The organism is Amycolatopsis nigrescens CSC17Ta-90, from assembly GCF_000384315.1.
In the GTDB taxonomy this organism is placed as follows: domain Bacteria; phylum Actinomycetota; class Actinomycetes; order Mycobacteriales; family Pseudonocardiaceae; genus Amycolatopsis; species Amycolatopsis nigrescens.
Genome location: NZ_ARVW01000001.1, coordinates 8,972,572 through 8,985,655, shown reverse-complemented (window position 1 = coordinate 8,985,655; position 13,084 = coordinate 8,972,572). Strand labels below are relative to the sequence as shown.

Annotated in this window: 7 protein-coding genes; 3 read left to right on the top strand and 4 right to left on the bottom strand. The window is 68.7% G+C overall.

Going from position 1 to position 13,084, the window contains the following annotated elements:
• The first annotated feature begins 130 nt into the window (after positions 1-130).
• Entirely contained in the window at positions 131-1,309 is a 1,179-nt protein-coding gene (locus AMYNI_RS0142565; RefSeq protein ID WP_020674262.1) for an FAD-dependent monooxygenase, read from the top strand.
• 57 nt (positions 1,310-1,366) lie between these two features.
• Here AMYNI_RS0142565 and AMYNI_RS0142560 read toward each other — a convergent pair whose 3' ends face one another.
• The 3 genes from AMYNI_RS0142560 to AMYNI_RS0142550 all read right to left on the bottom strand — a co-directional run bounded on the left by AMYNI_RS0142560 (position 1,367) and on the right by AMYNI_RS0142550 (position 5,799).
• The gene (locus AMYNI_RS0142560; protein WP_020674261.1) at positions 1,367-3,256 is read right to left on the bottom strand and encodes an ABC transporter ATP-binding protein; all 1,890 of its coding nucleotides are present in this window, start codon (positions 3,254-3,256) and stop codon (positions 1,367-1,369) included.
• Positions 3,257-3,360: 104 nt separating this feature from the next.
• The gene (locus AMYNI_RS0142555; protein ID WP_020674260.1) at positions 3,361-5,094 is read right to left on the bottom strand and encodes an ABC transporter ATP-binding protein; all 1,734 of its coding nucleotides are present in this window, start codon (positions 5,092-5,094) and stop codon (positions 3,361-3,363) included.
• A 96-nt stretch (positions 5,095-5,190) separates the two neighbouring features.
• Positions 5,191-5,799: an acyl-CoA-like ligand-binding transcription factor gene (locus tag AMYNI_RS0142550; RefSeq protein WP_020674259.1), complete on the bottom strand. Its 609-nt coding sequence runs from the start codon at positions 5,797-5,799 to the stop codon at positions 5,191-5,193.
• 144 nt (positions 5,800-5,943) lie between these two features.
• Between AMYNI_RS0142550 and AMYNI_RS0142545 the strand changes: the two genes are divergently transcribed.
• Positions 5,944-6,297 (top strand): cupin domain-containing protein, encoded by a 354-nt coding sequence (locus tag AMYNI_RS0142545; RefSeq protein ID WP_020674258.1) that lies wholly within the window; start codon positions 5,944-5,946, stop codon positions 6,295-6,297.
• A gap of 138 nt (positions 6,298-6,435) precedes the next feature.
• Complete coding sequence (locus AMYNI_RS0142540) at positions 6,436-8,247, top strand: SpoIIE family protein phosphatase (protein WP_157357746.1); 1,812 nt, start codon at positions 6,436-6,438, stop codon at positions 8,245-8,247.
• Positions 8,248-8,250: 3 nt separating this feature from the next.
• Here AMYNI_RS0142540 and AMYNI_RS0142535 read toward each other — a convergent pair whose 3' ends face one another.
• Positions 8,251-12,939, bottom strand: coding sequence for a HAMP domain-containing protein (locus AMYNI_RS0142535; protein WP_020674256.1), 4,689 nt, complete (start codon positions 12,937-12,939; stop codon positions 8,251-8,253).
• Positions 12,940-13,084: the final 145 nt, after the last annotated feature.

The following is a 13,084-nucleotide window of genomic DNA, read 5'->3' as shown; positions in this document are numbered from 1 at the left end:
CCGCCGCACCGGCAAAGGGTTTTGTCGAGCACTAGTGCACCAGGGTCCGCAACCGACTCGATCGACCTTTGCGCACTAGTGCAATTCGAGCCACAAACAGCAGTGATAGCACCATGTTGGCGGTGTATGTATGGTGTACGCACAAGCTCGTACGGCGTATTCGCCGAACCACTGGGAGGACATCGTGCAGAACGAGAACGTGCTCATTTCCGGAGCCAGCGTCGCCGGTCCCGCGCTCGCGTACTGGCTGAGCCGGTACGGCTTCCGCCCCACCGTGGTGGAGCGGGCACCCGGCCTCCGGGCCGGCGGCCAGGCGATCGACGTCCGCGGTGTGGCGCTGGAGGTGGCCGACCGGATGGGCCTGCTGGCCGAGGTCAGGGCCGCCGGCACCGCCATGCGCGGAATGTCCTTTGTGGATGAAAATGGTGCCGAACTGTCCAGCACCACCGAGGAAACGCTCACCGGCGGCCCCACCGACAGCGCGGACGTCGAGCTCATGCGCGACGACCTGACCGGCATCCTGTACCGGGCCACCGAAGCCGACACCGAATATCGCTTCGGCGACTCGATCGCCGCGATGACCGAGCACGAGGACGGGGTGCGGGTGACCTTCGAGCACGGCGAGCCGCGTGACTTCGGCCTGGTGATCGGCGCGGACGGGCTGCACTCCGGGGTGCGTGCGCTGGCGTTCGGCGCGGAGTCCCGCTACATCCACCATCTCGGCACCTACCTGGCCGTGTTCACCGTGCCGAACGACCTCGGCCTTGACCACTGGCAGGTGTTCCACCAGCAGGAGGGAAGACTGGCCGGGATCTACAGCGCCAGGCGGAACGCCGAGGCGCGCGCCATGCTCGGCTTCGAGTCACCCGTCCTCGACTTCGACCACCGCGACCTCGGCCAGCAGCAGAAACTGGTGGCCGACGTCTTCGCCGGCGACGGCTGGGAGGTGCCCCGGCTGGTGGCGTGGATGGCGGAGGCGCCCGACTTCTACTTCGACTCGATGAGCCAGATCCGGATGGACGACTGGACGCGCGGGCGGGTCGCGCTGGTCGGTGACGCCGGATACTCCGGCTCGCCGCTGTCCGGCCAGGGCACCACGATGGCGCTGGCCGGTGCCTACGTGCTGGCCGGGGAGCTGAAGGCGGCGGCCGGCGGACACGAGCGCGCGTTCGCCGGCTACCAGCGCAGGATGCGCACTTTCGTCGAACTCAACCAGCGGATCGCGACCGACACCCCGGGACGGCCGGCGAGCCCGGAGTCGGTCCAACACGCCGCCAACGCCCTGGAACTGGCGGACTACGACGGCTGACCTCGTGAGTGAAAAGTGTTGCTGGGACAACACTTTTCACTCACGAGCGTCGACGGGCTAGTCCACCTCGACGGCGGCCTCGGCGAACTGCGCCGCGTACAGCCGCGCATAGGCGCCACCGGCGTCCAGCAGCTCGCTGTGCGTGCCCTGCTCCACGATCCGGCCGGACTCCATCACCAGGATCAGGTCGGCGTCGCGGATGGTGGACAGCCGGTGCGCGATGACGAAGCTGGTCCGGCCCTCCCGCAGCGAGTTCATCGCACGCTGGATCAGCACCTCGGTCCTGGTGTCCACCGAGCTGGTCGCCTCGTCCAGGATCAGGATCGCCGGCTCGGCCAGGAACGCCCTGGCCACGGTGATCAGCTGCTTCTCCCCGGTGCTGACGCTGTCGCCCTCGTCGTCGAGGATCGTGTCGTAGCCGTCGGGCAGGGTGCGCACGAAGCGGTCCACGTGCATGGCCTTCGCGGCTTCGACGATCTTCTCCCGGGAGACGTCGTCGGCGCCGTAGGCGATGTTCTCCGCGATCGTGCCGCCGAACAGCCAGGCGTCCTGCAGCACCATGCCGGTCTTCTCGCGAAGGTCCTCGCGGGTCATCGTCGCCACGTCCACCCCGTCCAGGGTGATCCGGCCGCCGTCGATCTCGTAGAACCGCATCAGCAGGTTGACCAGTGTGGTCTTGCCGGCCCCGGTCGGGCCGACGATGGCCACCGTCTGGCCTGGCTGCACGGTCAGCGAGAGGTTCTCGATCAGCGGGGTGTCGGGCAGGTAGCGGAACGAGACCTCCCGGAACTCCACCCGGCCGCGGACCGGGTCCGGGTTGGCCGGGTCGGCCGGGTCCGGTTCCTGCTCGTCCGCGTCGAGCAGCGCGAACACCCGCTCGGCCGATGCGACCCCGGACTGCAGCAGGTTGGCCATGCTGGCCACCTGGGTGATCGGCTGGGTGAACTGCCGGGAGTACTGGACGAACGCCTGCACGTCACCGAGGGACAGCGAGCCCGACGCCACCCGCAGCGCGCCGACGACCGCCACCAGCACGTAGTTCACGTTGCCGATGAACATCATCGCCGGCTGGATCATGCCGGAGATGAACTGCGCCCGGAAGCTGGCCGCGAACAGGGTGTCGTTCTGCTCCTTGAAGACCTTCTCGGCCTCCTTGCGGCGGCCGAAGACCTTCACCAGCGAATGCCCGGTGTACATCTCCTCGATGTGCGCGTTGAGCCCGCCGGTGGTCCGCCACTGCTTGATGAACTGCGGCTGCGCGCGTTTGCCGATCTTGGCCGCGACGAACACCGACACCGGCACGGTGACCAGTGCGACCAGCGCGAGCAGCGGTGAGATCACGAACATCATGGCCAGCACGCCGACGATGGTGAGCAGTGACGTGAGGATCTGGCTCAGCGTCTGCTGCAGCGACTGCGCGAGGTTGTCGATGTCGTTGGTGACCCGGCTCAGCACCTCACCGCGCGGCTGGCGGTCGAAGTAGCTCAGCGGCAGCCGGGCGAACTTCGCCTCCACCTGCTCGCGGAGGTCGAACACCGCCCGCTGCACCACGTTCGTGGTCAGCCTGGCCTGCAGGAAGCTGAACAGCGACGCGGCGAGGTAGAGCGCCAGCACCACCAGCAGCACCTGGCCGACCCGCCCGAAGTCGATGCCCTGCCCCGGCACCAGGTCCATCGAGGCGAACATGTCGGCCTGGTTGTTGTTGCCCTGCGCGCGCAGGTTCGCGATCACGTCGGCCTTGGCCACCCCTTCGGGCAGCTGCTGGCTGATCACCCCGGTGAAGATCAGGTCGGTGGCGTTGCCAAGGATCTTCGGGCCGAGCACGGTCAGCGCCACCCCGCCGACGCCGAGCAGCACGGACGCGATGATGGCCACCCGCTGCGGCCGGAGCAGCCGCATCAGCCGCTGGCCGGAGCCGCGGAAGTCCAGTGCCTTTTCCGACGGCATCCCGCTCATGAAGGCGGCGGGTCCCCGCCCAGCGCCGGGCCCCGGCCCTGGTGCCCGCGCCGGCACCGCCCGCTCGCCCACGGTGGTGTTCTGTGCGGTGGTACTCACGCTGCCTCCTGTGCGCTCAGCTGGGAGAGCACGATTTCCCGATAGGTCTCGTTGGTGTCCATCAGCTCGGTGTGCGTGCCGGTGCCGACCACGCGGCCCTCGTCGAGCACCACGATGCGGTCGGCGTGCCGGATGGTGCTGACCCGCTGGGCGACGATGACCACGGTCGACTCGGCGGTCTCCCTGGCCAGCGCGGCCCGCAGGGCGGCGTCGGTGGCGTAGTCCAGTGCCGAGAACGAGTCGTCGAACAGGTAGATCTCGGGGCGGTGCACCAGCATCCTGGCGATGGCGAGGCGCTGTCGCTGCCCGCCCGAGACGTTGGTGCCGCCTTGGGCGATCCTGGTGTTCAGCCCGTCCTCCATCCTCTCCACGAACTCGCGTGCCTGCGCGGTTTCCAGTGCCCGCCACAGGTCCTCGTCGGTCGCGTCCGGGTTGCCGTAGCGCAGGTTGCTGGCCACGGTGCCGGTGAACAGGTACGGCCGCTGCGGAACCAGCCCGACCGCGTCGGAAAGGATGGTGGCGTCGAGTTCGCGCACATCCACGTCGTCCACCAGCACCGCGCCGCCGGTGGCGTCGAACAACCGCGGGATGAGGTTGAGCAGGGTCGTCTTGCCACTGCCGGTACTGCCGATCACCGCGGTGGTCTCACCCGGCCTTGCCAGCAGGTTCACTCCGCGCAGCACGGGCTGTTCGGCGCCGGGGTAGCGGAATTCGACGTCGCGCAGGTCCAGGTGCCCGTTCACGTTGGTGACGTGCACCGGGTTCGCCGGCAGCACCACGCTGGACTCGGTGTCCAGCACCTCGGAGATCCGCTCGGCGCAGACCTCGGCCCTTGGCACCATCATGAACATGAAGGTGGCCATCATGACCGCCATCAGGATCTGCAGCAGGTAGCTCAGGAACGCGGTCAGCGCGCCGACCTGCATGGCCCCGCTGTCGATCCGCTGCCCGCCGAACCACAGCACCGCGACGCTGGAGGCGTTCATCACCAGCATCACCACCGGAAACATCAGCGCCATCAGCCTGCCGACGCGCAGCGACACGTCCAGCAGTTCGGTGTTGGCCTTGGTGAACCGCGCGCGCTCCTGCCGGTCGCGGACGAAGGCGCGGATGACCCTGATGCCGGTGATCTGCTCGCGCAAGATCCGGTTGATCGTGTCGATGCGCTCCTGCATCAGCCGGAACTGCGGGCGCATCCTGGAGATGATCAGGGTCAGCGCGATGCCAAGCACCGGCACGATCACCAGCAGCAGCGAGGACAGCGGCACGTCCTGGTTCAGCGCCATCAGGATGCCGCCGACGCACATGATGGGCGCGGACACCATCATGGTGAACGTCATCAGCGCCAGCATCTGGACCTGCTGGACGTCGTTGGTGGTCCGGGTGATCAGCGAAGGCGTGCCGAAATGGCCGACCTCCCTGGCGGAGAAGTCCTGCACCCGGTGGAAGATGGTGGACCGCAGATCGCGGCCGACGGCCATCGCGGTGCGCGCGCCGAAAAAGACCGCGCCGATCGAACAGCCGATCTGGACCAGCGTCACCGCCAGCATGACGGCGCCCACCCGCAGGATGTAGCCGGTGTCGCCGTTGACAACGCCGTTGTCGATGATGTCCGCGTTCAGCGTCGGCAGATAGAGCGCGGCCAGTGTCTGCACCAGCTGCAACGCCACGACCAGCACCAGTGACTGCTGGTACGGCCGCAGGTAGGTGCGGAGAAGTTTGATCAGCACACTGAAACTCTTTCCGGGAATGTGGTGGTGAATTGCCGCGTCTTGATCGAGAACGAAACTACCGGGTTCTCGGGGTGGACGACATCGATTTGTTCGTCAGGGTTTCCGGCTATCGGATGATAAATCGGGCATACCGGCCGCGACTTGATTAAGCGCGTCCGCAAGGGTCGGCAGGAACGGTTCCGCCCGGCCCGCGCACATCCAATGGCCGATGGCCACCCGGACCGCGCCGCCGACCACCGCGGCCATCAGCCGCGGGTAGAGGTCGCGGCCGGCATCGGCCCCGATCCGTTCCGCGATCCCTTGTGCCAGCGCGGTTTCCACTGCCACGTGGGTCTTGAGGTACTCGCCGCGCAGTGCGGGACTGGTCATCACCAGCCGGACCCTGGCGAGATGCTCGCGATCGGGTTCCCCCGGACCCGAATATTGTTCGAGTACGGCATTGGTCACCGCCTCCCACAGCGGCTCCTCCGCCGGCCTGGCCAGAATCGCATCCCGGATCCGCAGTTGCCGGTCCACGCCGATGGCGCAGATCGCCTCTTCTTTGCTGGAGAAGTAGTTGTTGAACGTCCGCGCGGAGACCCCGGCCTCGGTGGCGATGTCCTCCACCCGCACGTGTTCCAATCCTCGTTCGGTGGCCAGGCGCAGCGCGGCCCAGCTCAGTGCCTCCCTCGCGGCGACTTTCTTGCGTTCGCGCAGGCTCATGCCCGCCCCCAGTGAACCGCTCACGGCGCCAAGGTACGGAAAAAGTGCGTGGCGCGCAAACTGATGCGTGAAGCGCAATTTTATGTCAGGTCGGGCCGTCCCGGCGGAGACTAGCCTGCGTAGATCCAGCAGACAGGAGTCGTGATGCACCATCTGATCCGCGAAGTCCACCCACCTGCCGGGCCGCGGAACGCGCAGTTCGAGGGCGAGCGCTACCACGCCGGAGTCTCGTTCTTCCTGGTGGACGCCGAGCCGGGGGAAGGCCCCGCGCTGCACCGGCATCCCTACCCGGAGACTTGGATCGTCCGGTCCGGCCGGGGTGCCTTCACCGCCGACGACGAGGTGTCGGAGGCGGGGCCCGGTGATGTCGTGGTGGTCGAGGCGAACACCCCGCACGCCTTCCGCAACATCGGCGACGAGCGTCTGGAACTGGTCTGCATCCACGCCGCAGAGCGGATGATCACCGAATGGCTGGAGGGACCACTGGCCGGGGCTTGAGCTTCCCAGGATTCCCGGGCTTTTCGGGCTTTCCGGAAATCGAACCGCCATTCCGCGGGTCCGGCGGGCGAGAAGGTGGCAAAATCTCGGGGTGCCGTCCGGCACGATCCGCGTGATCGCAGGACTGGGATGGACATCATGGACGACCAGCGCGTCGGAGATTCGCCCGACATCACCGTCCTGGACGGGGTCGCCGCGATGATCTGGGTGCTGGCGGGCCCCGAGCACCGGGTCGTGGCGGCGAACCGGGCCGCGGAGGCGGAGCTGCAGACCGGTTCGCCGCTGCGCGCGGTGCTGGCTCCGGCCAACAGCGCGGCCGCGGACTTGTGCGACGACGTGCTGCGAACCGGCCGCCCAGTCGTCGGCAGACACCGCTGGCGCGGCGACGGCGATCCGGTCGAGGAACGGAATGTCACCCTTGTCGCGGCGCCGCGGGAGGCGGACGGTGCCGTTGAAGGCTGCCTCCTGCAGGCATTCGAAGTGGACCAGCCGAGTACCGGCGGTGCGGCGGCGGTACCTGCGCTGGCCGCGCTGGCCGCCGTTCCCGGTTACGACCTGGCCGCCCGTTACGTCGCCGCGGCGGACCGGGAACGCGCGGGCGGGGACTGGTTCGAGGCGGTCGGGCTGCCGGACGGGCGGCTGGCGGTCGCGGTCGGCGACCTCGTCGGCGCCGGCGCGCCGTCGGCGATCGCGATGCTGCGCGGTGTGCTGATGTCCGCGCTGCTCTCGGGCGATGACGTGGACGCGGTGCTCCGGCGGCTCGACCTGCTGGCCGAGCGGGTGCCCGAGGCCGGTGGCAGCACGGTGACCGTGGTCGTGCTGGACCCGGTCGCGCAGGAGTTGCGGTTCGCGAGCGCCGGGCATCCGCTGCCGATCCTGGTCGCCGGTGAAGGCGGCGCCAAACTGCTGGCCGGCCCCCGCGGCATGCCGCTGGCCGTTCCGGCCGCCAGGGCGACTCCGCACAGCGTGCCACTGGCCACCGGTGACGCACTGGTGCTCTACACCGACGGAATGCTCGGCGAGCACGGCCGGACGTCCCGGTCGGCGGACCCGGTGCTGCTCACCGCGGCGGACGAAGCCCGCGACCAGCGGCTGTCCTGCGCCGACCTGTGCGACCGGATTCTGGGCGCGATGCTGCCGGCGCCGCGGTCCGCCCGCGACGATGCGGTGGTGCTGGTGGTGCGCGCCGGGAAGACCGCTACCGTGCCGTTCCGGCTCGACCTGCCGGCCGAACCGGCCGAGCTGGCCGTGGTCCGGAAGGCACTGGACGAGTGGATGACCGGGGCCGGGATGAGCCAGGAGGACGCCACCGCGCTGCAACTGGCCGTGGGCGAGGCGGTGGGCAACTCGGTGGAGCATGCCTATGTCGGCCGGGACCAGGGCCGGGTGGTGGTCACCGCCGAGCGCCGCGGTGACGGGATGATCCGGGTGGACGTGTCGGACACCGGCCGGTGGCGGAACATCGACCCGGCCGAGAACGTGCACCGCGGCCGCGGCCTGCAGCTGATCAGGGCCTCGGTGGGGGAGATGCGGCTGATTCGGAGCGCGGCGGGCACGACGGTTCGGATGCTGTACCGGCTTTCCAACGGCGACGGTGAGCACCGCGCGGTGGAGAGCAGCTGGGTCGGCACCGACCACATCGCGGTCGAGGTGATGGCGGGCGGGACGCCGTTGCGGGTGCGGCTGTCCGGCGAGCTGGACGCGGTCAACGCCGAGTCGGTCAGCCGCGAGCTCCAGCGGGTGAGCCGGGGTGGTTCGCTGGCGCTCTGGCTCGACCTGGCGGACCTGGAGTACCTGGACAGTTTCGGGGTGCGCATCCTGTTCGAGCTGGCTTCGTCGGCGCAGACCACCGGCGAACGGCTGGCGGTGACCGCGCCCAAGGACAGCGTGGTCGAACGGGTCCTGCTCACCGCGGGCTTCGACCAGCTCGCCGAAATGGTCCCCGGCTGACCTTTACTGCGGGGCGGGGTGGCCGGCCTGGTCGTCCAGTTCGAGGTGGGCGGCGATCAGGCTCAGCAGCCGATCGGTGTCCACCGGCTTGGTGACGTAGTCGTCCGCGCCGGAGGCCAGTGCGCGCTGGCGGTCCTCCTCGGTGGCCTTGGCGGTCACCGCGATGATCGGAAGATCGTGGTGTGCCGCCATTTCCCGCACCGCGGCGATGGTGGAGTTGCCGTCCAGCTCGGGCATCATCACGTCCATCAGCACCAGGCTGATGTCGCGGTTCTGTTCCAGCACACGGATTCCGGCCAGTCCGGTGTCGGCGTAGACCACGTCCAGGCCGTGCTGTTCGAGCACCGCCGCCAGCGCGAACACGTTGCGCAGGTCGTCGTCGACGATGAGCACCTGTTCGCCGTGGAATCTGACCGTGCTGGTGGACGGCACGGGTTCCGGCCAGTTCGGCCGGGTTTCGGGAGCCGACGCGAGCCGGACCGGGAGGTCGCCATCCTGCCGGCCGGCCGCGGCGTCCAACGGCAGGTACAGCGTGAACCTGCTGCCCACGTTGGGCTCGCTGTGCACGCGCAGCTCACCGCCGAGCAGCTGGGTGAGCTGCATGCTGATGGACAGGCCGAGGCCGGTGCCGCCGTACTTGCGGCTGGTGGTGCCGTCGGCCTGCCGGAACGCCTCGAAGATCGAGGCCAGCTTGTCCGCCGGGATCCCGATACCGGTGTCCTCCACGGTGAACGCCAGCACGTCCGGCGCCCCGCGCAGCAGTTCCGCCTGCATTTCGGCGGGGGTGGCCATCCTGATGTGCAGCTGAACCCCGCCCTGATGGGTGAACTTCGCGGCGTTGGACAGCAGGTTGCGCAGCACCTGCTGCACCCGGTGCTGGTCGGTGTGCAGGCTGCCCGGCACCGGCGGGTCGATCAGCACCGCGAAGTCGAGGCCCTTGTCCGAGGTCAGCGGGCGGCAGATCGACTCGACGTAGCTGACCAGATCGGGCAGCGGCACGTCGGTGATGTGCAGATCGAGGTGCCCGGCCTCCACCTTGGCCAGGTCGAGGATGTCGTTGATCAGCTGCTGGAGGTCGCTGCCCGCCGAATAGATCGTCCTGGCGAACTCGATCTGCTTCGGCGAAAGATTGCCTTCGAGGTTGTCCGCCAGCAGTTTCGCCAGAATCAGCGCGCTGTTCAGCGGGGTGCGCAGTTCGTGCGACATGTTGGCCATGAACTCGGATTTGTACTTGGACGCCATGGTGAGCTGTTCGGCGCGTTCCTCGAGCTCCTGGCGCGCCTGTTCGATCTCGAAGTTCTTGACCTCGATGGCGCTGTTCTGCTGGGCGAGCAGCGCGGCCTTCTCGGCCAGCTCGGTGTTCGACCGGCTCAGTTCCTTCTGCCGTTCCTGCAGCTGCTCGGACTGGGCCCGCAGCTCACCGGCCAGCCGCTGGGACTCGGTGAGCAGCGACTCCGTCCTGGAGTTGGCCAGAATGGTGTTGACGTTGACCCCGATGGTCTCCCTGAGCTGTTCCAGTAGCTCGCGGTGCATTTCGGTGAACTCGTGCACCGAAGCCAGTTCGACGATTCCGAGCACTCTTCCCTCGAACAGCACGGAGAGCACGATGACGCTGATCGGTGTGGTCGCGCCGAGGCCGGAGGAAATGGTCACGTAGTCCGGTGGCGCGTCGGTGACCAGTATCGTGCCCTTGTCCGCCGCGGCCTGGCCGACCAGCGACTCGCCGAGCGCGAACCGCAGACCGGGCCGCACCTGCGGGGACCGGCCGTAGCCGGCGATCTGCTGCAGCACCACGGTTTCGTCCTCACCGCGCTGCGCCAGGAAGAAGGCACCCTGCTGGGCGCCGACCAGCGGCGCGAGCTCGCGCAGGATCAGCGAGGTGACCGCGCTGAGGTCGCGGTGTCCCTGCATCAGCCCGGAGATCCGGGCCAGGTTCGTCTTGAGCCAGTCCTGTTCGCGGTTGGTGCGGGTGGTCTCCTTCAGATTCGCGATCATCTGGTTGATGTTGTCCTTGAGCTCCGCCACCTCCCCGGACGCGTCCACGGTGATCTGCCGGGTCAGGTCGCCGGCGGTGACCGCGGTGGCGACCGCGGCGATGGCGCGCACCTGCGCGGTCAGGTTGCCGGCGAGCTGGTTCACGCTTTCGGTCAGTCGTTGCCAGGTGCCGGAGACCCCTTCGACCTCGGCCTGCCCGCCGAGCGCGCCCTCGGTGCCGACCTCCCTTGCCACCCTGGTCACCTCCGCGGCGAAGGCGGAGAGCTGGTCGACCATGGTGTTGATGGTCGTCTTCAGCGCCAGTATCTCGCCGCGCGCGTCCACGTCGATCTTCTTCGACAGGTCGCCCTTGGCCACCGCGGTGGTCACCTCGGCGATGTTGCGGACCTGGTTGGTCAGGTTGTTCGCCATGAAGTTGACGTTGTCCGTGAGGTCCTTCCAGGTGCCGGCCACGTTCGGCACCCGCGCCTGCCCACCGAGGATCCCCTCGGTGCCGACCTCGCGCGACACCCTGGTCACCTCGTCGGCGAAGGCGCGCAGCGTGTAGACCATCCCGTTGATCGTCTCGGCCAGCGCGGCGACTTCGCCCTTGGCCTCGACGGTGATCTTCTTGCCGAGGTCGCCACCGGCCACCGCGGCGGCCACCGTGGCGATGCTGCGCACCTGGCCGGTGAGGTTGTCCGCCATCACGTTGACGTTGTCGGTCAGGTCCTTCCAGATACCGGCGACCCCGCGCACCTGGGCCTGTCCGCCGAGCTTGCCGTCGGTGCCGACTTCGCGCGACACCCTGGTCACCTCGTCGGCGAAGGCGGAGAGCTGGTCCACCATGGTGTTGATGGTGGTCTTCAGCTCGAGGATCTCGCCGCGAGCGTCCACATTGATCTTCTGGGAGAGGTCGCCGCTAGCCACCGCGGTGGTCACGTGGGCGATGTTGCGGACCTGGTTGGTCAGGTTGTTCGCCATGAAGTTGACCGAGTCGGTGAGGTCGCGCCAGGTGCCGCCGACGCCGGGCACCTCCGCCTGTCCGCCGAGCCTGCCGTCGCTGCCGACCTCGCGGGCGACGCGGGTGACCTCGCCGGCGAACGAGGAGAGCTGGTCCACCATGATGTTGATGGTGTTCTTCAGCTCCAGGATCTCGCCGCGCGCGTTCACCGCGATCTTCTGGGAGAGGTCGCCGCGGGCGACCGCGGTGGCCACCTGTGCGATGTTGCGGACTTGGCTGGTGAGGTTGCCCGCCATGGTGTTGACGGAGTCGGTGAGGTCGCGCCAGGTGCCGCCGACGCCCGGGACCTGAGCCTGCCCGCCGAGTTGCCCGTCGCTGCCGACCTCGCGGGCCACGCGGGTGACCTCGTCGGCGAACGAGGAGAGCTGGTCGACCATCGTGTTGATGGTGGTCTTGAGTTCGAGGATCTCGCCGCGGGCGTCCACAGTGATCTTCTGGGAGAGATCACCGCGGGCCACCGCCGTGGTGACCTGTGCGATGTTGCGGACTTGGCTGGTGAGGTTGCCCGCCATGGTGTTGACGGAGTCGGTGAGGTCGCGCCAGGTGCCGCCGACGCCGGGCACCTGGGCCTGTCCGCCGAGCTGCCCTTCCGAACCCACCTCGCGGGCCACGCGGGTGACCTCGTCGGCGAAGGCGGAGAGCTGGTCGACCATCGTGTTGATGGTGTTCTTCAGCTCGAGGATCTCGCCCTTGACCGCGACCGTGATCTTCTGCGACAGATCGCCCTCGGCGACCGCGGTGGCCACCTGCGCGATGTTGCGGACCTGGTCGGTGAGGTTGCCGGCCATCAGGTTGACCGAGTCGGTGAGGTCCCGCCAGGTGCCAGCCGCGCCGGGCACCTGAGCCTGTCCGCCGAGCTGCCCGTCGCTGCCCACTTCACGGGCGACGCGGGTGACTTCGCCGGCGAACGAGGAGAGCTGGTCGACCATGGTGTTGATGGTGTTCTTCAGTTCCAGCATCTCGCCGGACACGTCCACGGTGATCTTGCGGCTGAGGTCACCGGAGGCGACCGCGGTGGCCACCTGGGACACGTCGCGCACCTGCGCGGTGAGGTTGCCGGCCATCAGGTTGACCGAGTCGGTCAGGTCCCGCCAGGTGCCGGCGACCCCGGGTACCTGCGCCTGCCCGCCGAGCCTGCCCTCGGTGGCGATCTCCCTTGCCACCCTGGTCACCTCGGCCGCGAACCGGGAAAGCTGCTCCTGCAGACCGTTCACCGTGCCGGCCAGCTCGGCGTACTCGCCGCCGAGCGGCTGCCCGTCGAGCTGGAGCGCCATCGGCTTCGACAGGTCGCCGTCGGCCATCGCGCCCAGCACCCGGTTCAGCTCGATGGTCGGCAGGCTGATGTCCTCGATCAGCCCGTTCACCACCTGCACCGCCACCGCCCAGCCGCCCGGCCCGGCGTCCGCGGCCATCCGCTCGTGCAGCTCGCCGTGGCGGCCCACCGTGGTGCGGACCCGCATCAGCTCGCTGACCAGTCGCTGGTTGCGTTCGGCGATCTCGTTGAACGCCCGCGCCAGCCTGGCCGGGACCCCGTCGTCGTCGCCGGCGGTGGTGACCGGGATCCGGCGCCGGAAGTTGCCGTCGCGCAGATCTTCCACCGCGGCCAGCAGCCGTTCGAGCGCCACGTCGTCGACCGGTCTCGCTTCCTGGCCGTCGACGGAATCGTCGGTCTCGCGGCGAAGCTGGCTTGCCATGGCGCACCCTTTCTCGCCGGCGGACGGTCGGCCAAGCCTCCCATGATTCGCCTGCCGGCTTCGACTGCTGTCCAGCTACGCTGGGCACGGGAGCCCGCGCCGACGGTCAGGAGGTTCTCCCATGGAACCACGGTCGGCCGCGGCA